Raw genomic sequence first — 23009 nt, 5'->3', positions numbered from 1 at the left:
ATTTCACTTCTTTGCTGACCAATGGAGGAAGCCAAGACGCTTTATCAGGCGGCGCAACAACCGTTTTGCGGCCCGTTTGTCCCGCTTCGGTTGGAGTATTTCGTCCAGCACGATGCCATGCTGATCGACCGCGCGCCAAAGCCAATACCTGCGACCAGCGATTTTCACGACAACTTCATCGAGATGCCAGACATCACCAGGACGGTCCTGACTTAGTCGCAAGTTTCGAGCCATCATCCGTCCGAACTTGATCACGCAACGCCGGACAGTCTCGTAAGAAACGCCGATCCCGCGCGCAAGCAGCATCTCTTCAACTTCGCGAAGGCTCAAATTGAAGCGGAAATACAGCCACACAGAGTGGGCAATGATCTGAGGCGGAAATCGGTGACGCTTGTAGCTGTTGGACGATGGATTCACCAATGCGATCTATGTCCAAATCCAGACACGAGCAACCGATCTAGGGTTAACCTGACAACACCCCTGTCATTCTGCCCCCAGTCGGAACAGACGCCATCTAGGCATCGGTAACGCCTTGACAATCTAAGTTAACATTTTTGTTGGAATCGTTAACAACGTTTGTTAACGATTTATATCGTCAAGGGAGATCACATGGAAATTCTAGTTGTAAACCCCAACTCTACTGAATCGATGACACGCAAGATCATCACGTCCGCCCAGGCGGCCGCGAGTGCCGGTGTCGTGATCAAAGGCGCTACCGCGCAAGGCGCACCGGCGAGTATCGAAGGGCATTTCGACGAAGCGATGTCAGTTCCCGGCCTTCTGTCCTGCGTGCAAGCCGCAGAAGACCAGCAGGTCGATGGCATTGTCGTTGCTTGTTTCGAAAATCCCGGTATCGGCGCTTGCCGCGAGATCGCGACGGGCCCTGTCATCGGAATCTGCGAAGCTGCGGTGAAGGCGGCGAGCATGCTTGCCACCTCGTTCTCGGTCGTCACCACTTTGCCGCGGTCAGTGCCCATCATCGAACACATGATCCATGGCTATGGCCTGTCGCATCAATGCCGGCGGGTTCGGTCAGCAGAGATCCCTGTTTTGGCCTTGGAAGAGCCCGGCTCGAACGCGCGCGAAAAGATCCGCGAGGAAATCCTGCACGCGATTGAGGAAGATCATTGCGAAGCAATTGTTCTGGGATGTGCGGGGATGGCGGATTTGACCGCGTGGCTCAGCGAAGAGACCGGCATTCCGGTGATCGATGGCGTGAGCGTGGCAACCCGCATGATCGAAGCGCTGGTCGGTTGCGGCCTGAAGACCAGCAAAATCAATGCCTACGCCCGGCCAAAACTAAAATAACCTGTCATCGGAGGAGAAAATGACATTCAAATCAGACACGGCCGACACGGTCGCTATGCCGCACGACGATCACGTAACCCATATCGAACACAAGGCGATCGGGGAAGAGAGCCTGGCACCGCAAGAGACGCGGATCATGGACCCGTGGTCCTATCTTTTCGCGTGGCTTGGCGGATGTGTTTCCATCGGAACATTTACTATCGGGTCGGGCTTGGTCGGTACGCTGAACCTCCTGCAGACCTTTGTCGCTATCGCCATCGGCTGCACGGTGATCGGGCTCGCGCTAATGATCAACGGTCAGGCCGGTCACAAATATGGCATTCCGTTCATGGTACAGGCCCGGTCCGCTTTCGGCTTTGCGGGTACACGGATTCCGGCGCTGGTGCGTTCGGTTCCCGCTATCGTCTGGTTCGGGTTCCAGAGTTGGATCGGCGCGGGGGCACTCAACCTCGTGTCGGAAACGCTCCTCGGTTATTCGAACATGTGGGCGTTCTTTATCGGCTTCCAGTTCCTTCAGATCGGTCTTTCGGTGCTTGGGTTTCACGGGATCAAGTGGCTCGAGAATATCGGATCGATCTTCATCATCGCGTCGCTGATCTACATGTTCTTTAGCGTCATCAACAAATACGGCGAAGAAATCTCGACCAATCTGGTAAATGTCGAGGGCACCTGGGGTGCACCGTTCTGGGGGGCAACCATGCTCTTCCTTGGGATCTACAGTACGATGATGCTGAACGTATCGGACTATTCGCGCGAATTACGCCGGAGCGTTGGGCCGCTAAGGCAGGTCGCGATCTATGCCAATTCGATCCTGCCGGCGACACTTTTCATGGGCCTCATTGGGCTGATGGTGTCCGGTGCTACCGGTGAAGTTGATCCAATCAAGGTGTTTTCGAGCGCTGTCGACAACAAACTGCTGCTGGTCGTAACGCTCCTGTTCATTGCTTTTGCTCAGGTCACAACGAACATCCTGAACAACGTCGTCCCTCCCGCTTATGCGCTGATGGATGTCTTCAAGATCAAATTCAAAACCTCTGCAGTGATCGTCGGCTTGCTCGCCTTCTGCACTTTCCCGTGGGAACTTGTAAAAGATGAGTCCGCGGCAGGCCTGAGCATATTCATTCAGACCTACTCGGCTTTCCTAGGTCCCATCTTCGCGATCCTTGTCGTCGATTACTTCGTGCTGCGCAAACAGACGCTTGATCTTGACAAGCTCTATGATCTGGAAGGCCCCTATAACGGCGTGAACTGGGCTGCCGTGATCGCCATGGGTGTCGGAGTTGTCGCGGCCCTGATCTTTTCGGGGATCTCCTGGTATGCAAGTCTGATCCCGGCGGGTCTGACCTACTACGTGCTGATGCACCACCTGCCGAGCGCGAAAAGGTTTCTCGACGCATAGTCGATGACCCATCCGCCAAAAGAAGGCTCGCGTCATTGCGGGCCTTCTTTCTTAGGCATTTACTGCTCGCCGCCGTCAAAAAACAGACACGTCCCGGGTAGCTAATAAGCGCCTTGGCCTAAACGACGCGCCCGGCCCTAAGCTGCCGGTGGCCGCCTGTTGGTGATGCTGCGGCGCATCCCGTCGAATCTGCCATTCGCTGCGAGAGAGAAAACTTGGACGCTAAGAACGCACATATTTCAGCGTTATTGCAATTTGACATTATCTCACGTGCTTCGTTGAGAATAACTAACCAACAAAAAAGTTCAGACACACAACAACGATGACCGCGCCGCGACGGAGCTGTTGATATTTGCTCGAACACGGATGAACATTGACACAAGAAACTGGGCGCGTCTGAACGCGCCCAGTTTCGTCAAGTCGCGACGTGAGATACCTCTTTGTCCGGTGAGTATATGTCCAAGATGTTCCAATGTCCGGTCGTTGGTGTTGGGTTGTTGATCATTGGGACATCAAGAACGGTTGGTTTGCCGCTGGCGATTGCCGCTTCCAATGCGGGCAACAATTCATCAGCAGCACTGAGCCTGTGCCCTTCTGCACCATAAGCTCTTGCAATATCTGCATAACCCGGTCCGTTCGCAGGAGCTGCGGCTGATCCAGGGAACGTGGTCCCGTATGTCAGACCGTAATGCGCCTTTTGAAGGCCCGCGATAGTGCCGAAGGCGTTGTTGTTCATAACCAGCCAGATGATGCCCAGATCAAGCTCGACCGCGGTTGCCAGCATCGACGGGTTCTGACCGAACCCCCCATCGCCAACAAGACTTATCACCACACGGTCAGGGGCTGCCAGTTTTGCGCCGATCGCTCCCGGAGGGCCAAAGCCCATCGTCGCGAATCCACCCGGGGTCAGGATTGAACCGGGTGCCAGGATATCAAATTGTTGTCCGACGCCGTTCTTGTTCCATCCCACGTCCGTAGTGATAATGGCATCCTCGGGCAGTGCCTTGCGGGTATCTGCCAAAATACGTTCGGGCATCATCGGAAAGGACGACGAGGTCGCCATGTCCACGTTGCGCGCTTTGAAGTCCGTTCGAAAGTCGGTGATCTTCTGTTCCAGCGCGGGGCGTTTGAAGCCCTCAGGATACATCTCGCGGGCAACTCGGTTGACGACGCGCAAAGCGGCCTTGGCGTCAGCAACGATTCCGATCTCGGTGGGGTAGTTTCGTCCAATCTCCTGCGGTTCAATGTCGATATGGATGACCTTCGAGCCGGGAATATTGAACGTATAGCCGGGATACCAGCTGGAGCAATCGGCCTCTTTGAACCGGGTTCCAACCGCAAAGATGTAATCCGCATTCAGGCAAGACTGGTTGACCAGCTCGGTGCCCCAAAACCCGGTCATTCCCAGCACAAGCGGGTGGTCGTCTCGCAACGCGCCTTTACCCATGAGGGAATGCGCGACTGGAAGGCCCATATGTTCAACGAATTCTCGCAACTCTTCGCTGGCCTGTGCCAGAAGAATACCACCACCGATATAAGCGACAGGGTTTTCGGCTTTAGCCAACGCTTCGACAATCTCTCGCGCTGTTTCATCGTCAATCGACGGTTTCTTGAGCGCGCGCGTGTTGTCGAGAATACGGTCGAAACTGTCCGAGGGGATCACCTCGGAGAAGATGTCCATCGGCACGTTGACCAGCACTGGCCCGGGCTGGCCGCTTTCGGCGAGATGAAACGCCTTTTCCAGAATCTCGGCCATCAGGTCTGCCCGATCTACCCGCCAGGCGCGTTTGACAAAGGGACGATAGATCTCCCACTGGGCAGCATCTGCGTGCAGGTTCACTTCCTGATGTGGATGTTTGCCGTAGTAGTGCGTTGGAATGTCGCCCGCGATCACGACCATCGGGATACAGTCCAGGGCGGCGTTGGCGACCCCGGTTGCACAATTGGTCAGCCCCGGGGAGAGGTGGGACAGCACCACCGAGGCCTTGCCCGTCACGCGGGCATATGCGTCCGCTGCGTGGCTGGCGATTTGTTCGTGCCGTACGGTGACGAAATCGATGGGGCTTTCCGCCAACGCGGCCAGAACCGCGATATTCGTATGGCCGCACAGGCCGAATACATGCTTGACCTCGCGACGTTCGAGAAAGTCGACGATGTGTTCGGCAACGGTCTTGCCGTCCAATTTCGCTCCGTCCATCACGCGACCTCCTGTCCGTAGAACTCACCGAACAGGTCCGGCTCCGAGGGGCGATCCTCGGGGATGGGACGGCTGACCCAGGTGTAGTTCATCATGTGTTTCATGGTGACGTTTTCATTGGTGATGTTGCCTCCCCAGATGCCGCAACCCAGGCTGCTGGTCATAGGCATGCCATTGGTCCAGGCACCCGCATTGGCCTTGGACTGAGGCTGTCGAACCATCATGCGGCTGACCGGAGCCAGGCGCGCCAACCGGTCGATGTGATCGTCATTGTGGCTATAGATGCCGCAGGAATGGCCCTTGCCTCCGGTGTTGTAAATCTGGCTGACCGTTTCCAGCGCGTCATCAAATGTGTCGAAGTGATAAAGTGCCATCAGCGTGGTCAGTTTTTCCTTCGAGAACTTGTGCTGCGGCCCGATTTGCCCCTGATTTTCAACCATCAGGAACTTGCGATCTTCGGGGATCGAGAAACCGGCGACCTTGGCCGTTTGCTGAGGCGGACAGGCGATAGTCGGGAAGGTACGGTTTCCTTTCTCATCCCACATGGCAGCTTCGAGCATGGCCTTCTCTTTGGTCGAACACAGGTATCCACCTTCGGCCTCAAGCGCCTTGACCATATCGTCGTAAACCGAGCGCTGGATGATGATGTTACCGTCGGCCGAACAACCCGAACCAAAGTCAGACGTCTTGGAAATTCGTGTGTTCTGAGCGGCGATGTCCAGGTCGGCAGTCTCATCGATGACGATGGATGAATTGCCCGCGCCGACGCCAAAGGCCGGGCGCCCTGAACTGTACGCGGCTTTGACCATGGGCTTGCCGCCCGTTGCCAGCGTCAGATCACAGATCTCCATCAAATGTTGCGTCAATGGGATCGACGGTTTGCGAATGGATTGAAACAGATCCTCGGGGGCACCAGCGGCACGGCAGGCCGCTCGCATGACCTCGACCATCTCGAAGGTGGTATGAGCGGTTCGCGGATGCGGACTGAAGATAACAGCATTCCGGGCGTTGGCGGCGGAAACACCGGTCACCGGTGGTGTCATCGCTGGATTGGTCATCGGAATCAGGGATGCGATCACACCGGCAGGCTTGGCATATTTTACCAGACCCTTTTCTTCGTCTACTTCGACGATCCCGGTCGATGGTGTCCGCAAGACATCACGCAACACCATGTGAATCTTAAATCGCTTGGCAGGACGCCCTTCGCGATCTCCGATACCGCTTTCGTCCACGCCTTGCTGGGCTAGACGCGTGAAGGTCTTCTCGTTCCCCGCATACCACGCAATGGCCTGAGACAGGCGGTCCAACCTGCCCTGATCCCAATCCTCGATCTCGGCCATGGCAGCGCGGGCGCGTGCCAGCATATCGGCCGCCATGTTGCGGTCGTTTTCAGTGAGCTCCTTGCCCATGATGATCCTCTTGGTGTTTTGGAATTGCTGCATCGTGCATACGACGCTGTGACCGCGCCTCGCCGAATGTTCGCTTGGCGTGGCTGAGACAGCGACGCGCGTGTTCTTCATATCCCAACTCGGCCACGCGGCTTTGGTTGGGCAGTTCGATGGAATAGTCGACGGGTGGCATCCGTTCGATGATGCCGATGAAATCGATCCATCCCTCACCGGGATATAGCCGCGCATCGCGGGCCAGTTGGATCATGCCCTCACGCGTATCGGCGATGCCGGGCAGGCAATCAGAGATATGCAGGAAGTGAAACAGGTCCGAGGGAACGTGCAACAGCTCACCAAGATCTACGCGGCTGAGGTGCAGGTAGAGCGTATCAACCAGAATACCGCCGTTGGGCTGATCAGAGGCGCGGACAATGTCCAGTGCTTCATCCAGCGTGCGCAAGCGGGAGAAGCTCGGAAACTCCAAGTCCACCGTTAACCCGTAGGGCGCTGCCAGTTCGCAGGTTTCGGAATAGACGTCGATCAGAAAGTCACGATCATCGCGGGCGTTGGTCCATGCGCTCATGATCATGCGTTTGGCGCCGAGTTCCCCTCCGATCTCCAACGAGGGCTCAAAACTGCGCGGATCGACATCTTCCGTGATGCGCGCAAGCTCGACATCGAGGACTTTCACCCCGGTGGTAGAGAGAGCCGTTTTGGTGGCCTGCACCTGCGCCTTGTCGATTGGAGACTGAGTAAATTCACCGGGCACGTGCATCGGAATGAACCGCGGGCTGACGGCATCGTAACCGGCCCGGGCGGCGATATAAACCAACTCGGGCGGCGTGCAGCCGATCAGCGTCAGATGCGCCAAGGAATAAAGAGAGGGGCTTGCGCCAGCCTCATCGGATTTCACCATGAACGACAGCTCCACGTGTCTGCGAATCTCAAATTCATCACACGTAGTAAAAAATATCTGATATTTTTTAAAATATCAACTCTGAATGCTGCTCTGAAAATAGAAACGCCCGGGCGATGCCACGGGCGTTTTCCAACTGCTCGGATTTATGTTTTAAACTGTGACCCAATCACCGCCGGATTGGTGTGACCGGACCGAGGCACCAATGAAACGCACGCCGTCTGCACCTTGATCGACACTGGGATAAGTAAGCCAATCAGCCGGAACCGGGACACCATCCCGGCGGGCAGCCACCCCCATGGCAAATTCCGTATATAAGTTGGCCCAGGCTTCGATAATCCCCTCCGGAAAACCCCGTGCGGTACGGATCAGTCGTTCTGCACCGGGGCCGATGCCATGCCCGTGACCTCGGCTGATAATACGATCCGGTTCACCAAACCGATTGAACTTCAGCTGCTCGGACTTCTCCAAATCCCACTCGAGACCTCCTTCGCTCCCGAATATGCGCAACCGCAACCCGCCCCGGTTTCCGGGGGCAAGGCGCGTTGCCATCAGGGTTCCCGGAACCTCGTTTTGATAGCTGGTGAACATGAATACCGTGTCTTCCAAAGGCTTTGACGCGCCGCAGACGTGGAACTCGGCCCGCAGGTCGGTCATCGGCAGGCCCGAGACAAAACTGGCGAGATGCGCGGCATGGGTGCCGATATCGCCGACACAACTGGTCGGGCCTGAAATCTTGGGATCCAGCCGCCACTTTACATGAGGCGCATCGGCCACATCTTCGGGCGTCATCCAGTCTTGCATGAACTCAACATGGATCTGGTTGATCTTGCCGATACCGCCATCGGCCACGATCTGTTTCGCCTGCCGGATTACCGGAAAGCACGACATCGCATAGCCGACGGCAAAGACCTGCCCGGTGCGCGCGGTGATCTCCTCAAGCCCCTCGGCCTCGGCGACTTCATTGGTCAGGGGCTTGTCGCACAGCACGTCAATGCCCGCCTCCAGAAACGCTTTGGCCGCGTCGAAATGAACGTGGTTCGGAGTGGTGATCATCACGGCATCCACGCCATCCGGACGCGCTGCCTCAGCCTGCGCCATCTCCTCGAACGACGCATAGCACCGGTCTGCCGGCAGAAACCACTCGGCCCCGCGCGCCTTGCTGCGCGCGGCGTCAGAACTGAGCGCACCTGCGGCGACCTCCCACCGGTCGGTCATCCGCGCGGCCGTTGCTTGCGTGACAGATATCCGCCCTCCGCCAACAACGCCCAGGCGCAAACGGCGCGACAACCGGGGGAAAGGACCGTCAAAATTCAGGTTTTCGGGCAGAAGTCTCTCAGCCATTCTGAACCTCCATTTCCGGGACCCGTGCGCCCTCGGGCAGGATTTCCACCGCCATGAAGATGCTGGGGGTAATCGTCTCGTATTGATGCCAGGGATAGTTGCCTTCGGTGTCATACATCGGCTTGTGCGTCGTGCCCGGGGCCATGAATTCTTCGAGATACAGGGTCTCGACATCCCGTTCGCGACATTGCTGCATTTTGCCGAAGCCAACGATCTGCGTATGCACTTCGCGAAACCCTGGTACCGGGCAGAACGGATGATCCTTATGCAATCCGACATTCAAAGGGACCGAGCCGGAATGGTACATGGTCAGTCCAACGTTACCCACGAAGACCTTCGGCGACATGTAGTGGCTGACGCCACGCAGACGCTCCTCTTGGCGAACATCGAAAGCAGATGGCCATGTATCTTTCACCCATGCGAACAACTCGTTGTCATTGGAATGGGCGTCGAAACCGTGGACAATGACTGCACGTTCCACGCCGGTAAGCGTGCTGTCTTGCACGATCACAGAGGAAAGCGGTGCAATGGGCTGATCATCGACAGAGAGATTTCGCCCCCCAAGGTTAAGGACGATGGCGCGACCCTCGATAGAAATTCTGCGCTCGTCAGTTATGTGCTGGACGCCAAAGAATGGCTGGGCAAAGTCGAGTGTCTCAATCGGCATGGACCAGCTACTTCCTCTCATCGTTAAGGAAATCGACCGGCAAAGGCTCCGGAGCCGCGCAACGGCTTTCTATCGTCTGATAGGCGCCGAATTTTGGCGCCCGTTCAATTGCGTCCATGACCTCGAAAACGTGGTAAGCAAGCGCTCCACTTGCACGGGGTTGGCGTCCTTCTTGTGCCGCCAGGGCGAGGTCCAAAAGGCCGAGACCGCGGCTGTCTTCGTTGAAGCCGTGTTTGTTTTCTACCACCTGCCAGTCCTCGCGACCGGTTGGGCGGGGCTGATGCGACCAACGCGAGGTTTCGCGTGTTTTCAGCCAGACATCTCCCTGAAAGATGTTGGCGCCATGAACCGGGTCAGGGTCAGGGATGCTGATGGTTCCGTTTTCACCATAGATCTCGAACCGCGGAGTTTCGCTGTCCCAGACGTCGAAGCTCATGGTCATCGACCCTATTGCTCCGGAAGAGAACTGCAGCAGGCTTAGGGAGTGCGTGTCCACCTCGACATTCATCCATTCGCCGTTGCGAGGGCCGTTTTCGATCATCCTTTTGTCAAACGTGCGCCGAGCCATTCCGGCAACCCGGTCAACGGGTCCAAGGCAGTAGATCATGGCGGTCAGGTAGTACGGCCCAAGGTCCAGCATTGGCCCACCACCCGCCTTATAGTAGAAATCCGGGTTGGGATGGTGGCGCTCCGTCCCGTGGGTCCCGACATGGGCAAAAATCCCTGTTGGTTTCCCGATAGCGCCTTCATCGATCAAGCGCCGAACGGTCTGCCAACGACCGCCCAGAAACGTGTCGGGTGCGCAACCGACCAGTAGCCCCTTTTCAGTGGCAGTGTGCAGGATCGCCTTTCCGTCCGTTCGATTCATAACCAGCGGCTTCTCGGAATAGACGTGCTTGCCGGCCTCCAACGCGCGCAAACTGATTTCCGCATGCGCCGCCGGAATTGTCAGATTCAGAACGCAGTCAATCGTCGGATCGTCAAACACTTCATCTGGTGTGCAGGCCTGGGCGACACCGTATTGATCTGCTTTGGCGCGGCTTTCCGAAGGATCAAGGCTTGCACAAGCCACGACCTCGACGTTTGAGAATTTGGATAGCGTTTTTAGATAGATATCGCTGATACGACCACAACCGATAAGGCCGACCCGGAAGGATTTCGATGTCTCACGTGTCATCATTCCTGTCTTCGTAGAGAGGTAAGTAATTCGGGGGCATGGGCCCTTTGTTGCGGCCACCCTGGTTCATCTGCTCCCAAGCGTGGGCGAGTATTCCGACCGAGCGGGATAGGCAGAACAACCCCCGCGACAAGGGCGCGGGAAAGCCAAGTTCGCAGAAGATCACAGCTGTCGCGCCGTCAATATTCATGGCAATTGGCCGACCGCCGCGTTGACGGCCGAGTTCAGCCTGAACCTCTTCTCCGATATCAGCAAAGCGACCCGAAACAGTGCCTTCATCTGCCGCATCACGAACAAGTTGCATCAGCCGGGGCGCGCGCGGGTCGACGGGCTTGTGAAAACGGTGGCCAAAGCCCGAGACGATCTTGCCGTACGTCTCGCGCCAGCTGTCCAGACCGTCCTGAACAGCATTAATCAGCGATGCCCCAGCATTCACGCGTTCCGAGATATCATAGTACAGCTCGGCGCATTGTTCGCCTGCTCCGCCATGCACATCGCCCAGCATGTTCACCGCAGTCGCCATCGCATTATTGAGACCTACCCCGCAGGTGGCAGCCATGCGCGCCGCCGCGATTGAGGGGGCCTGTGGGCCGTGATCCACGCCTGCGACCAAAGCGGCTTCGAACAGACGCGCTTGTGCGTCGCTGGGCAGATCGCCCCGCACCATCAGCCAGATCATCTGCGGGAAAGAAACGTTCCCGATCAGATCCTCTATTGCGTTGCCACGAAACGCGATCTTGCCGGGTTTCATGTCAATGATGGATGTGCGCCACCATTGGCGGATTGCTTGTTCGTCGTTTGTCATACCGTTGCACCTCTAAACTCGCGCATGCGCTGCTGACGAAGTGAATCGAAAACGTTTTGAAGGCGACTGATTGAGGCGGTGCAGCCGGTGAAGATTTCAAAAGACGCTGCAGCCTGATGAACCGCCATTCCAGCACCATTCATCACTTTCAACCCAGTTGCGCGGGCCCTGCTCAGTAGGTGTGTCTCAAGCGGGAAATATACGATGTCTGCCACCCATGCATCGGGCCGCAACAGGGATGGTTCAATGACTGTTCCGGGGTACTTGTCCATTCCAAGTGGTGTTGCGTTGACCACTCCGTCCACAAGTTCGATCCGATCCAACGAAATCGAAGGGGAACCCTGAATCTTTGCGTAAGGGCGCAAGACCTCTAGTCGACTGACCAGCGCCTGCGCTCGGCGGAGGTCAGGATCAATAATCTCCAGGTCTCGAACACCTGAATCAAGCAAAGCCAAAGAGACTGCACTGCCCGCGCCACCAGCACCAAACATGAGAACCGTTTCAGTCTTCGATGATCCCAAAGAATCTCCGAAGGCACTGTGGAAACCTATGTAGTCGGTGTTGTGGCCAACCATTCGGTCGTCACAAAAAACCACCGCGTTGACAGCTTGAAGCTCCTCAGCAGTCTTGGAAAGCTCATCAAGATGATCAATGACTGATGCTTTGTAGGGATGCGTCACGTTGACCGCCGCGCAGCCTAATTCAACGGAATAATGCAGTAAATCAGCGACCGACATTCCACGAAATGGCTCTTTTGCAGTGTCGATCCTACCGTAGCTCAGATCGATACCCTGCGCCCGACCTTCTGCCTCGTGCATCTCAGGCGTCATGGAGCCAGCAATACCTTGGCCGATTAGTGCCGCCTTCATTTCAGGTTGTTCCTTCCGCCATGTGGTGTCGCGCTTGGGCCGCCAATCGGAACGCAGCATTGCGCGCGCCATAGCCGGAATAGCCAGATCGGCGCTCAACAATTTCAAAGAAGAAGCCGTTAAAGATAGGTCGGCTGTAGATCTGAAAATACTCGGAACCCGCTGCGCGGTCGTAGAGAATGTTATCCCTGCGCATTTGGGCGATCAGGTCTTCACTTAACCCGAATGTCGCTTGCAGATCAGCGTAGTAGTTTTCTGGGATGGACAGGCTGGGAAAGCCGGACTTCCGCAATTGGGCTGAGGTTTCAAATATGTCGTCCGACTGGAAGGCTATGTGCTGAACACCGGCACCAAAACCGTCTTCAAGGAATGAAGCCGCCAGTGTTCGACGCCCAACTGCACCATTCAGGTTTAAACGCACTTCGCCCTCGGGGCTCTCGATGGCTTGGCTTTGCACAACACCTGAAGGGTCGGCAACGTTCACGATCGGAGATTTTGCCATCTCAAAAGTCGAAATGTAATAGAGCAGCCAGCTTTGCATCTCATCGTTACGCATCGTCTGCGCCAGATGGTCGATGCGGCGCAGACCAGCAGGCTGGATCGCTTTGGTCTTGGCGACTGGCTCGAACTCGATGTCCCAAACCCGATGCAGATCGGATTTCTCATCTATGAAATGGACAACATTGCCACCAACACCTCGGATGGCCGGGATGTCCAGTTCCCCAGTCCCTACCGGCTGTGAGAAATTCGGCGCGCCCAACGCGGTCGCTCGCTGAACCGTCTGATCCGCATCTTTGACACGCAACCCCATGTCACACACGGAGGGGCCGTGACCCAGGAACGCCGAATGGGCGAAACCTTCCTTTTCGGTATTTACAACGATGTTTATCGCGCCCTGCCGCCACAGCTCGACGGACTTGGTTACGTGTTTTCGCTCCATTCGAAAACACATTGCTGACAGCATATCTGCCAGCTGCGCGCCGCTTGTTTCGTCGGCTGTAAATTCGACGAATTCGAAGCCTGACGCATAGACGCGTTCCGGCAGGTCCGGGATGCCGAAATCTGTTCCCGGTTCGGTCCGGGAAACCTCATCTAACAGGTTCACCAGCGACCTGTAGCTGTCTCGGGCCAGTGTCAGGCCACCGGGTTGAGGAGCTGCTTCATTGACACGCGCAATAGACCAAGGCCCCTTGTACCCAGCGCGGGACAACACCCGCACAAAGCCCGCAAGGTTCAGCGACCCAAGCCCCGGCAGAAGCCCAAAGTGCCGTTTGAGCCTGCGAATATCCATCTCAAGTCGGGGTGCATCGGATAGCTGCACATGGAACAGCCGATCTCCGGGAATGTCCCGAAGGCGGGCTGGTTTGGACCCGTCGGCAAGCGAGAAGAAGGAATTCAAGGCCAACCCCAAATAAGGGCTGTCGATAGCTTCAACGACGCCTAACGCCTGTTCATCCGAGTGAATAATATCCGACCATGGCAAGCCCATATAAGCCAGACGCAACCCCATTGCCTTTGCTATTTCGGCCGCCTCGCCAAGATCTGCGATTACCTGTTCTTCGGTCGCAGCGGCATCGACCTCGAATGCGGACCCAATTAGCAGCAGATCCGTACCCAACTCGCTCATCAGGTCGAGTTTGCGCTTCAGTCGATCAAAGGCGCGTTCCCGTCCGCCGCCAGACTGACCTTCAAGGTTATGGAAAGGTTGCAGCAGGCAAATCTTCAGGCCGAGATCTGATGCAATGTTCCGAATTTGCGATGGCGGCCCGTCAAAAGCGGTCAAGTCCGGTTCGTGTAATTCGACACCCCCGAATCCCGCGTCAGCGATAGTGCTTAGTTTTTCGGCCAGATCACCGGGGATCGACGTTGTCGAAACCGAGAGGCACATTATCCCTGATATCCAAACATACGCGGCAACCACAGGACCAAATCAGGCATCAGTATCATGATCACCAGGGCGAAGATAAGAACCGCGAGGAAGGCCCAGATTTCCGAGATGATTTCGCGTAGCGGAATGTCCGTCACGGCGTTGATCACAAAGAGCAGAATGCCATAGGGCGGCGTGATCAGACCGATCATCGAGTTCACGACGACAAGCACCCCGAAATGCACCAGATCAATCCCAAGCGCCTCGCAGGTTGGAATGAACAGGGGCACAATCACTAGGATGATCGTTGTTGCGTCTAACACGCATCCCAGCGCGAGGATCAGCAGGTTTACGAGGATCAGGAACACAATCGGGCTAACATCGGAACCCTCCAGCAGCGCCGAGATAGACTGCGGTATTTGTTCCTGGATGACGATGAAGTTCAGAATGAACGCGCCACCAATGACAACCCCGACGGCTGCGGAAGAGCGCGCGCTATCGACGAACACCTGATAAAGGCCGCGGAAGGTCAGCGCTCGGTAGAACAACGCTGCCAGTAGCAGGGCGTAGAATGCAGCTACGGCGGCAGCTTCAGTCGGAGTGGTGACGCCCCCATATATGCCGTAGAGCAGGATTGCGGGCATCAGCAGTGCCGGAAATGCGTTGGCGGTTTTAGCCGGCAACTCGCGCAGTGGAACAGGTTCTTCCAATGCAAAGTTCCGCTTTCCGGCCAGATAATAGTTCATCGCCATGAGGACGACGCCCATGATCAGGCCCGGCAGAATACCGGCTAGGAACAGCGACCCGATGGAGGCCTTGGACACGAGCGCGTACAAAACCATTGGGATAGAGGGCGGAATAATAGGGCCGATCGTTGCCGACGCCGCCGTGATTGCAGCTGCGTAGCCTCGGCTGTAGCGGCCATCCTTGGTCATCATTTCAATTATGATCTTCCCGATCCCAGCAGCATCCGCGACGGCCGAGCCGGACATACCCGAAAAGATCAGTGACGCTACCACGTTTACGTGCCCGAGGCCGCCCTTGAAACGACCGACAGCAGCGACGCAGAAGTTCAAAAGACGGTCCGTGATCGATCCAGCGTTCATGATATTCGCGGCGACGATGAACAAAGGCACGGCAAGCAGGATCGTGCTTTTGTAAAAACCTTGCAGGATCTTCTCGCCCGCGAGGGCGACGTCCAGTCCGGCCGTGCCCAGGTACACTAATGAGGCCAGGAGGATGGAATAGCCGATAGGTGTCCCGATGCCTGCCAGAAGAAAGAGAGCGAGCAGGCAGGAAAGAAGTTCAAAACTCATTTCTTAACTTCCTCATCCTTTTCGACGTCGACACGGGGATGATCGTCAACCACGTTGTACCCAACGACCAGTTCCAACTCTGTCTTTGGTGGGCCATTGCGCATGACGTCGAAGAATAGCCACGCGTAGCGCGCTGCGACGACCAGCATGAATACCGCGTAAATCGAGAATACTGTGCGCAGCGGAATCTTCTCACCGGAGAACGGATTGCGGACAGTCGATGTCTTGCGGATTTTCATCCAGTCGATGTAGTCCCACGTCGGAAGGAAGCTGTAGAGCATACCGACTACGATCGCTGCGGCCGCCAGCATCGCAAAGACCTGCCGTACGCGCATCGGCACCGAAAGATAGATGATGTCGAACTTCACGTGATCCCGTTCGCGCACGATGAAAGCGCAGCTGAAGAAAATCACCCAGACCCAAAGAATGCCGATCAATTCCAGCGTCCAGCCTGCTGGGGTGAAGAAGTACCGTAGTAGAATTTGGAGAAGGAAGATAAGGAAGATTGCCGCCAGCATCCCGCCGGCAATCGCTTCGGTCAGTCGGGAGAACCCCTTCATAAAGGCCTTCATTATGGTTCTCCCTCCCCTGTCTTACTGGGTTCAGTTGCCCAGAGCGTTGATCTGATCCAGAACGCCTTCGGGCCATGAGCCAGCGAATTCGCTGTCCAGATACATAGACTGTACCTGATCGCGGAACGCAGCGAGATCGGGTTCGTAAATCTCCATGCCCTGCTCTTTCAGGAAGCTGACAAGATCCTCTTCTTTCTGAAGCTGCTTCTGGCGGCCTGATTCAGCTGCTGCGTCCGCAGCTTCCTGAACCTTGGCTTGCTGTTCCGGTGTCAGCCCGTCCCAAACCTCTTTGCCGATGGCGATATAGTTCAGGTCGACCAGATGCGATGTCAGGACGATCTGATTGGTCACTTCATAGAACTTGGCGTCGACGACGGTCGGCAACGGGTTATCCTGCCCGTCAACGGCACCGGTCGACAGCGCGGTATAGACTTCGGAGAAGGCCATCGGTGTCGGCGCGGCACCCAGCGCCTTGCCAAGGAACTGCCATGCGTCGGTGCCCGGCATCCGCAGATTCACGCCTTCCAAATCTGCGGGTGTCGTGACTGTCAGCTCATCCTTGGGCTGGCGCAGGTTCACCTGACGACGGCCCAGATACATGACCGACAGCAGTTTGACGCCTAATTCTTCTTCGGCCTTCTGCTTAAAGGCATCCATCAAGGGATCGTTGAAGACAGCCACCTGATGCGCGGCGTCCTGGTGGACATAACCTGCGGTAAAGATCGAAAACTCGGGGAAGAACTGTGCCAGTTCCTGCGCCGAGGTGATCGACATTTCCAGGTTACCCCGGCTGATGGCATCCAACTCGGTGCCTTGGGCAAAGATGGTTCCATTATAGCTGGGCTCGTAGCTTGCAAAATCAGCGACCATCGGCGCGAAAACCTCGGCCATAGCGACCGAGCGCTGGTCGGTCTCCGATCCTGATGTTGCGAGGCGAAGTTGCACTTTGTCTTCCGCCAGCGCACCGCTTGTCGCGCCAAACAGAACACCGGTTGCAACAAGGGCTGATACAGCAGCCCGGCGGGTAAGTTTGGTAATCACTTTGCTCCTCCCTGAGACATCATGATGCTTCTTTTTTGCGATTCAGAGTTTTGCCCTATTTTGGAAATTTTGCAAGATTTTTTGCAAAATATCTGATATTTTATACTACTGTCATATCTACCATTGGTGTTTTTTGTAAGTTTTTGATCCTGACCGTTTCACCTGTTCTGCAAGAATTCTGAATAGCTTCAATAACTTGAAGCGTTCTGAAACCTTCCCATCCAGACACAATCGGCACTGCTTCGTGCCGGGCTACTTCAATAAAGTGCCTGAGCTGATTGACCAAAGGGTCAGACGCACCCTTCTTCAGCGCGGTCGATGAGATAGGCGTCCACCAGTCCCGTTGCTCACTCTGGTAACTCCACAGGCGAAGATCGGGAACGGACAACGAACCATGAGAGCCACCGATCATATAGCTACTCTCTGTGGTCGAAGGATAGATTGGATATTCCTGAGACGTCATCTCCCAGCTCCATGGAGCAACGATGCTGTCGGACACACTTATGGTCCCTATCGCCCCGCTTTCAAATGTCAACAGCGCACCAGCAACATCTTCGTTGTCGTAGCCCCGCTGCGATGCAGCTGACTGAGCCTGTACGGTCACAACTTCTCCGGCCAGGTACCTCAGCAGATCCACATCGTGGACAAGATTGACCGAGATGGGCCCTGCACCGGGTTTCTTTCTCCAGGGCGCAGTATCAAAATACTCGTCTGGCTTATAGAACCAGCAATTCGCATGGACAGCGCGCACATTTCCAATCTTTCCATCGACAATTGCTTCCTTAGCCGACCTGATCAGAGGATTGTGTCTGCGATGATGACCGACCATCAGTGGCACATTGGCCTTCTCCGCAGCTTGAACAAGCTCAAGTGCAGCGGTGGCTTCTACGGCGATCGGTTTTTCGACAAGAACAGGACAACCGTGTCGAACACACGTGAGGCCTTGTTCAACATGAAGCGTGGTCGGGGTCGCAAGAACAGCTCCGTCTGGCGTCTGATTTGCAAACATTTTCTCGAGGGTCTCGTAACATGCGACCCCGTGCTCAACGGCGTAAGCACGACCTTCATCACTGGGGTCGACTACCGCAACGAGATCAACATGGCGCAACGCTCGGATAGCGTCTGCGTGGCGGCGTCCAACAAGACCAATGCCGACAATGGCAATGCGAAAGTTCTTAGACACTTTGCTTCCTTCCGGAGGGTCCGGAAAATCCCGAAACCGTTGATTGCGATCAGGCTGCCTTGCCCAATTTGGCCACGACCGTATTGGGGTTTTCGCGATTCCGCAATAATGTATGATATTATTATTTATACCATACATCAGTTTGGATTGCTGATGTCTCAAAAAAATGCTAATTGAACGAGGAAACTAAAAATATCGGGTGAAACGCATGGCGAAACAGCCGTCTACGATAGGTGCAAGCACCTATCAGCGCATCAAGCGGGACATCATCTTCGGGGAGCTGCAGCCCGGCTCCAAACTGAAGCTGGACGCCTTGAAGGAACGCTATTCGGCAAGCCTTTCGACACTTCGTGAAACGCTGAACAGGCTCGCCAGCGACGGATTTGTCGAAGCTCCTGAGCAACGGGGTTTCCTGGTCACGCCAGTTTCACGAGAAGACCTGACCGAGATTTCAGAACTGCGCGTTCTGCTGGAATGCCACGCGTTGGAGTTGTCCATTGCGAATGGCGACACGGACTGGGAAGGCAATCTGGTCGCTGCGCATCACAAGCTGCATTTGATGGAGCAACGGCTTCTCAAGGGAGATGACTCTGAAAAGGAAACCTGGAAGAGGTACGATTCAGAGTTTCATCAAGCGATGATTGCAGCCTGTAATTCCAAGAACCTCTTATCCCTTCACTCAATCATTTATGACAAGTACCTTCGTTATCAGATGCTCGTACTGACCTACCGAGGTGAGGTTGCAGCCCAAGAACACAAACGCATGTTCGATGCCGCGTTGGCCAAAGACGCTGATACAGCCAAGAAACTGTTGGAAGATCACATCAGAAATGGCCTCGCCCATACGTTGGAGGCTATGTAAGGCGGCATGCTGATTGTGTGCCTCGACGTCTTCAGGTCGATTTGGCAGGGAATACCTCAAGATTCCACATCTAAATCGAGAAGTTTGTGAGCGCCCCATACCGGACCTTTGGCGTCGAAGCCGAATGCTGGTGGTGCAGCCCGCATAGCTGCCGATCGCTGGGATCCCGCCCACCACCTTCCGATATCACCGACCTCATGGCAGGGTACGGAGTTCTACAACAACATGCAGCTACTTCAGTTGATTTAGTGGAAATTCTATTTTCAACGGCTCTCAAGCCGATGGCCGACTTCGTAGTAGAGGAAATCGGTCTCTGCAACTTTGGCGCAAACGGCACGCAGCTTGGTATTCATGCCGCTCTTGTCGACCCTCGTCATCTTGGGATTTCCGTTGGAAGCTAGTTCGCACGTCTAACCAGGAAATTCAGGAAAAACTGACCGTCGATACGTCGTGGCTCATACACGAGGCGTCGGTTGGGTTGCAGTCCTTGAGGCAATTTTACATCAATTCGAACCTTGTAGGGCGTCACCGGTGGACCAAAATGTGAGCTTAGGGTGAAACGGAGTTTCAGTTGACCGTTGTCATCCAATGACCCCTGGAAATCCTTGAACCACGGACCGCCTCCGGTAAACGCTTGGGCGGACACCAGAGTCACTTTGCTGCCTTTCCGATTGATCCGCAATGAAGCGAGTGGTTCGATTTTTCCGGGGTAGTAGGATTCGTCGCCGCGCGTTGCAGTCTGCCAATAGTCATCATCCCATCTACGCCGAATGGAGATGACGTAATCACCGTCTAAACCTACAGCAACCGCAACTTCCTTGCAAACGCGACCCGGTTCTTTCTTAAGCGCAATAAGGGTCTGTTGTTGGTTCAGACCTTCCGCCGGAAGCCCCAGGTTTTTTCGGGCGTTCCGGTATCTGGTATATGCCGCTCTAGTGCGAGGACCTGCAACGCCGTCCGCCGCGCCCGCACTGCATCCGACGCGGTTCAATTCGCTCTGAATGTCACGGACCAGGCTGCGTGTCTGTGCTTCCTCAGTCGGATTGTCCGGCGGAGCCGCAACGGCGACTTCCGTCTCGTTCGTTCTGGGGTTGTCGTCAGGAGCAGCTTGTTGCCTTGCCTTCTCACGCAGATCATCCCGAAGCGAAAGGGCGAGCGTTACCGCAAAGTGATCATTCTGTTCCTGATAACGGTTTAGAAAGGACTCAATTGCATCCAGCGTTCCGAGTGAACGAGCCAACTCAAAGTCAGCGTAGATTTCACGGTTGTCAGACCCGACACGCTTGGCTTCCGGCGGCATGGGCGCTGCCACCGGAACTAGGTAGATATCTTGGCTCGGTAAAGAACCGTAGGTGAAAGGTTCCTGAAACCCATCTGTCAACTTAAATACGGTGTCGCGGACCTTGCGGAACATTTTACCTAGTTCCAGCCCAGGCTCTTCGATGTGCTTTAGCAGCGCTGTGGCATACGGGCTGTTACGCCCCTCTCCATCAAGAGCCAACGTTCCACCCTTGGCTGCGTAGCTTACTAATACTCCGCTGGGGTCAATACGACCCAATCCGCGACCGATGGAGCGTGTGCCGCCATTTCTTTCCATCGTGCTCAGGAATGGGTTGTTCCGGCACGCATCGATCAAAACGACCTTTAACCCATCGGCACCCGACAAAGAACTGATGACGGAGTCCAACCGTATCGCTTCAAATTCGATATCCTGATCGCTGCGCAGTTCTGAGTTTACAGGAATAAGGTAGTTTGTGTTTTCGATCTCAATCCCGTGACCCGCAAAATAGATGATGGCCATATCCGCATCTTTCGCCGCTCGACCAAAGTCGCGCAACGCAATGCGGAGACCACGGTAATCTAGATTCTGATTGTGCCAAACCGTGAAACCGATCCGTTGCAAGGCTTTGGCCAGATCCGAGGCATCATTGCCTGCATTTGGAAGATTGGCGACATGTTGATACTCGGCATTTCCAATCACCAATGCGACCCGTTTGGTGTCCGCGTGCGCAACATGCGAAACCGAGAACCAAATCGCAAAGCCTATCAGCCATAAGAATGTCCTGAAAGGATATTGAAATGAACTGTTAAACAAACTGCCCCCGATCGGAACAAGTTGAGACGCCTGAACATTACCACATAACCTGATTGAATCGAATATGCCGATCCGATTGCCAGCGTATCCTCATAAAAAACATAGCTTCGCTGAAACCCTTTGGGCAGAGCGCGTTATTTCAGAGAAGCTTCCAAGACCACGGAACGCGCATTCCATCCAGAGCCATCGAACCATTTTGTTGGGGTCACATCGTCAAGGTCGCGCCGTCCTCGCGCTTCGTACTGAAATTGGGCAAATGATTTTCTGCCTTTGCCGTGGGTTTTGTTTGGCTTGGATGGCAACCAGTTGGTGTAGCTCACGGGTTCTCCGCTGAACCATCGCCATCCGATGATGGCACCGTCTTCTTTGGGGTCCTTTCTGAACCCGAAATAGGGTCCGGCCTTGTAGCTGATTTTCGTTTTGCTGTCGTATCCCAATTCAAAGAAAGCCGGGTCACTTGAAATCATCCGGACGATGAACGCATTCTCTGCAGCCGATGTTATTGCGGCCAAATCCAAGCCACATTTTTGCGCCTCGCTGCGCGCACTCTGCACACTGCCTGAATAAACCAGCGCAATATATAGGTTTCCGCGAAACGTACCATAGACGCTTTTACGCAGGCCCAAACAGCCAAGAATTTGCGTGACCTCTTCGGATTCACCTAACACTTCCAGCTCGGATATATCCTGTCGGACAGCAAAGGGATTGCTGATAAAACTCGCGCCATCATCCGCCAGCGGTCTGATCCCCAAGCCGGACAGGACAGCAAGATCGGCATATCCGGTTGGTTCTAACCCGACGTTGGCCTGAAGCGCCTTGATGCCTGATCGGGTCCGCGGTCCGAAAACTCCGTCAGGTGTACCGACGTCGAAGCCTGAGTTGTTAAGACTTTGTTGTACTTCCTTCTTCTGAGCAGGGCCCGGCAAGAGCGCGGCTTCTATCTCATCGAGCCGCCCGCTTTTTCTGGTCCAGGCAGGTGTGATCTGGGCCATCCGCTTCAGTATTTCGGGCTCGGATAACGTTGCAGCGCGATAGGATCTGGCGACCAAATCCCACCCCCTGACTGTGTTCACCTTCATAGCTGCGGCCAGCGCGTTTTTCTGAGTTACCTGCGGCTGCAAGACTGGTTCGTCAGACTCCTGAAGGTCAGGGAAGGGTAATGCAGCCTGTTCTACCTTGGGGACCAAAAATATGTCCTCGCCCGGTAGTGAGCCATAGACAAAAGGCTCCTGATACCCGTCGGTCAGTGCGACCACGCGGTCGCGCACCTTGCGGAACAGTTTACCAAGTTCCACTCCCGGTTCTTCAACATGTTCCAGAAACGCCTGCGCGTAAGGGCTGTTCCGGCCGTCGCCATCCTGCGCCAGAGTCCCACCTCGGGCCGCGTATCCGACCACGACTCCTCTTGGTTCAACCGCGGCCAGACCGCGCCCGATTGAACGAGTGCTCGAGGCCTTTTTCATCTGGGCCAAAAACGGGTTGTTTCGGCATGCGTCAACAATCACGATACTTAGAGCCGACGAGCCAGCAATGGCATTCACGATAGCGTCCAGACGAATGGCTTCAAATTCTACATCCCGATCACTTTTTAGCGCGGCATTCACGGGTATCAGATAGTTTGTGTTCTCAATTTCGATTCCGTGGCCCGCGAAATACGCAAGCGCCACTTCCGCATCGGCTGCGGCTTCGGCAAAGTCGCGCAATGCAATGCGCATATCTGTGTAACTCAGGTTTTGATGCTGTGTAACCTCAAACCCAATGCGCTGTAACGCCTTAGATATGTCCTCAGCATCATTGGCCGGATTGCGCAGGTCCGGGACGTATTGATAGGCGGAGTTACCTATTACAAGAGCGACGCGCTTGCCCTTAGCCTCTGCCGCAAGCGGCAAGATCAAGAGCAAACAAACCACCAACAAACACGAGGCGCCGCTTCGCCATTTGCTTTCAGGAACCATGAGCACAGACTCGACTCTGAACCGAACAGATCCTTATTTTAGCATAAA

The 23009-nt window shown here is 55.4% G+C and carries 18 protein-coding genes and 1 pseudogene; 3 read left to right on the top strand and 16 right to left on the bottom strand.

Annotated features, from left to right (window positions below):
* Positions 1-30 precede the first annotated feature (30 nt).
* Positions 31-426: pseudogene (locus ACR0J7_RS10445) on the bottom strand (IS6 family transposase); the annotation flags it as partial.
* Between the two features lie 183 nt (positions 427-609).
* On the opposite strand from ACR0J7_RS10445, the gene ACR0J7_RS10440 reads away from it, so the two are divergent.
* Both ACR0J7_RS10440 and ACR0J7_RS10435 read left to right on the top strand, forming a co-directional pair.
* A complete protein-coding gene (locus ACR0J7_RS10440; protein WP_480914152.1) occupies positions 610-1308 on the top strand; it encodes an aspartate/glutamate racemase family protein in 699 nt (232 codons plus the stop codon).
* A gap of 19 nt (positions 1309-1327) precedes the next feature.
* The gene (locus ACR0J7_RS10435) at positions 1328-2707 is read left to right on the top strand and encodes an NCS1 family transporter (RefSeq protein WP_480914149.1); all 1380 of its coding nucleotides are present in this window, start codon (positions 1328-1330) and stop codon (positions 2705-2707) included.
* Between the two features lie 415 nt (positions 2708-3122).
* On the opposite strand, the gene ACR0J7_RS10430 is transcribed toward ACR0J7_RS10435, so the two are convergent.
* The 13 genes from ACR0J7_RS10430 to ACR0J7_RS10370 form a co-directional block, all read right to left on the bottom strand.
* The gene (locus tag ACR0J7_RS10430) at positions 3123-4904 is read right to left on the bottom strand and encodes a thiamine pyrophosphate-binding protein (protein ID WP_480899766.1); all 1782 of its coding nucleotides are present in this window, start codon (positions 4902-4904) and stop codon (positions 3123-3125) included.
* Entirely contained in the window at positions 4904-6313 is a 1410-nt protein-coding gene (locus ACR0J7_RS10425) for an aldehyde dehydrogenase family protein (RefSeq protein ID WP_480588942.1), read from the bottom strand. The genes ACR0J7_RS10430 and ACR0J7_RS10425 overlap by 1 nt, the downstream gene beginning before the upstream one ends.
* Positions 6294-7208 (bottom strand): sugar phosphate isomerase/epimerase family protein, encoded by a 915-nt coding sequence (locus tag ACR0J7_RS10420; RefSeq protein ID WP_480914146.1) that lies wholly within the window; start codon positions 7206-7208, stop codon positions 6294-6296. The genes ACR0J7_RS10425 and ACR0J7_RS10420 overlap by 20 nt, the downstream gene beginning before the upstream one ends.
* 153 nt (positions 7209-7361) lie before the next feature.
* Positions 7362-8552: a Gfo/Idh/MocA family protein gene (locus tag ACR0J7_RS10415; protein ID WP_480520412.1), complete on the bottom strand. Its 1191-nt coding sequence runs from the start codon at positions 8550-8552 to the stop codon at positions 7362-7364.
* Positions 8545-9219, bottom strand: coding sequence for a hypothetical protein (locus ACR0J7_RS10410; RefSeq protein ID WP_480914143.1), 675 nt, complete (start codon positions 9217-9219; stop codon positions 8545-8547). Before ACR0J7_RS10410 ends, ACR0J7_RS10415 begins: the two co-directional genes overlap by 8 nt.
* 7 nt (positions 9220-9226) lie before the next feature.
* Positions 9227-10396 carry a Gfo/Idh/MocA family protein gene (locus tag ACR0J7_RS10405; RefSeq protein ID WP_480773851.1) on the bottom strand — a complete coding sequence of 390 codons (1170 nt, stop codon included), beginning with the start codon at positions 10394-10396 and terminating at the stop codon, positions 9227-9229.
* On the bottom strand, positions 10386-11201 hold the full coding sequence (locus ACR0J7_RS10400) for a citryl-CoA lyase (RefSeq protein ID WP_480487955.1): 816 nt from the start codon (positions 11199-11201) through the stop codon (positions 10386-10388). The genes ACR0J7_RS10405 and ACR0J7_RS10400 overlap by 11 nt, the downstream gene beginning before the upstream one ends.
* A complete protein-coding gene (locus ACR0J7_RS10395; protein ID WP_480492853.1) occupies positions 11198-12142 on the bottom strand; it encodes a shikimate dehydrogenase in 945 nt (314 codons plus the stop codon). Before ACR0J7_RS10395 ends, ACR0J7_RS10400 begins: the two co-directional genes overlap by 4 nt.
* On the bottom strand, positions 12072-13958 hold the full coding sequence (locus ACR0J7_RS10390) for a bifunctional sugar phosphate isomerase/epimerase/4-hydroxyphenylpyruvate dioxygenase family protein (protein ID WP_480914140.1): 1887 nt from the start codon (positions 13956-13958) through the stop codon (positions 12072-12074). The genes ACR0J7_RS10395 and ACR0J7_RS10390 overlap by 71 nt, the downstream gene beginning before the upstream one ends.
* Complete coding sequence (locus ACR0J7_RS10385; protein WP_170753386.1) at positions 13958-15253, bottom strand: TRAP transporter large permease; 1296 nt, start codon at positions 15251-15253, stop codon at positions 13958-13960. The genes ACR0J7_RS10390 and ACR0J7_RS10385 overlap by 1 nt, the downstream gene beginning before the upstream one ends.
* The gene (locus ACR0J7_RS10380; protein WP_480483576.1) at positions 15250-15825 is read right to left on the bottom strand and encodes a TRAP transporter small permease; all 576 of its coding nucleotides are present in this window, start codon (positions 15823-15825) and stop codon (positions 15250-15252) included. Before ACR0J7_RS10380 ends, ACR0J7_RS10385 begins: the two co-directional genes overlap by 4 nt.
* A 30-nt stretch (positions 15826-15855) precedes the next feature.
* Positions 15856-16866, bottom strand: a complete 1011-nt coding sequence (locus ACR0J7_RS10375; protein WP_480483577.1) for a sialic acid TRAP transporter substrate-binding protein SiaP — start codon at positions 16864-16866, stop codon at positions 15856-15858.
* A gap of 100 nt (positions 16867-16966) precedes the next feature.
* Positions 16967-18049 (bottom strand): Gfo/Idh/MocA family protein, encoded by a 1083-nt coding sequence (locus ACR0J7_RS10370; protein ID WP_480483578.1) that lies wholly within the window; start codon positions 18047-18049, stop codon positions 16967-16969.
* A gap of 208 nt (positions 18050-18257) precedes the next feature.
* Here ACR0J7_RS10370 and ACR0J7_RS10365 point away from each other — a divergent pair, with 208 nt between their 5' ends.
* Positions 18258-18911 carry a GntR family transcriptional regulator gene (locus ACR0J7_RS10365; protein ID WP_209506749.1) on the top strand — a complete coding sequence of 218 codons (654 nt, stop codon included), beginning with the start codon at positions 18258-18260 and terminating at the stop codon, positions 18909-18911.
* Positions 18912-19308: 397 nt separating this feature from the next.
* Here ACR0J7_RS10365 and ACR0J7_RS10360 read toward each other — a convergent pair whose 3' ends face one another.
* Together ACR0J7_RS10360 and ACR0J7_RS10355 are read right to left on the bottom strand one after the other, a co-directional pair.
* Entirely contained in the window at positions 19309-21006 is a 1698-nt protein-coding gene (locus tag ACR0J7_RS10360; protein ID WP_480483579.1) for a caspase family protein, read from the bottom strand.
* 134 nt (positions 21007-21140) lie between these two features.
* Positions 21141-22901 (bottom strand): caspase family protein, encoded by a 1761-nt coding sequence (locus tag ACR0J7_RS10355; protein WP_480914137.1) that lies wholly within the window; start codon positions 22899-22901, stop codon positions 21141-21143.
* Between the last annotated feature and the right edge of the window lie 108 nt (positions 22902-23009).

The organism is Ruegeria sp. O4, from assembly GCF_056535125.1.
Note: the sequence above shows the minus strand (reverse complement) of the source record. Positions and strands in the feature narration are given on the sequence as shown.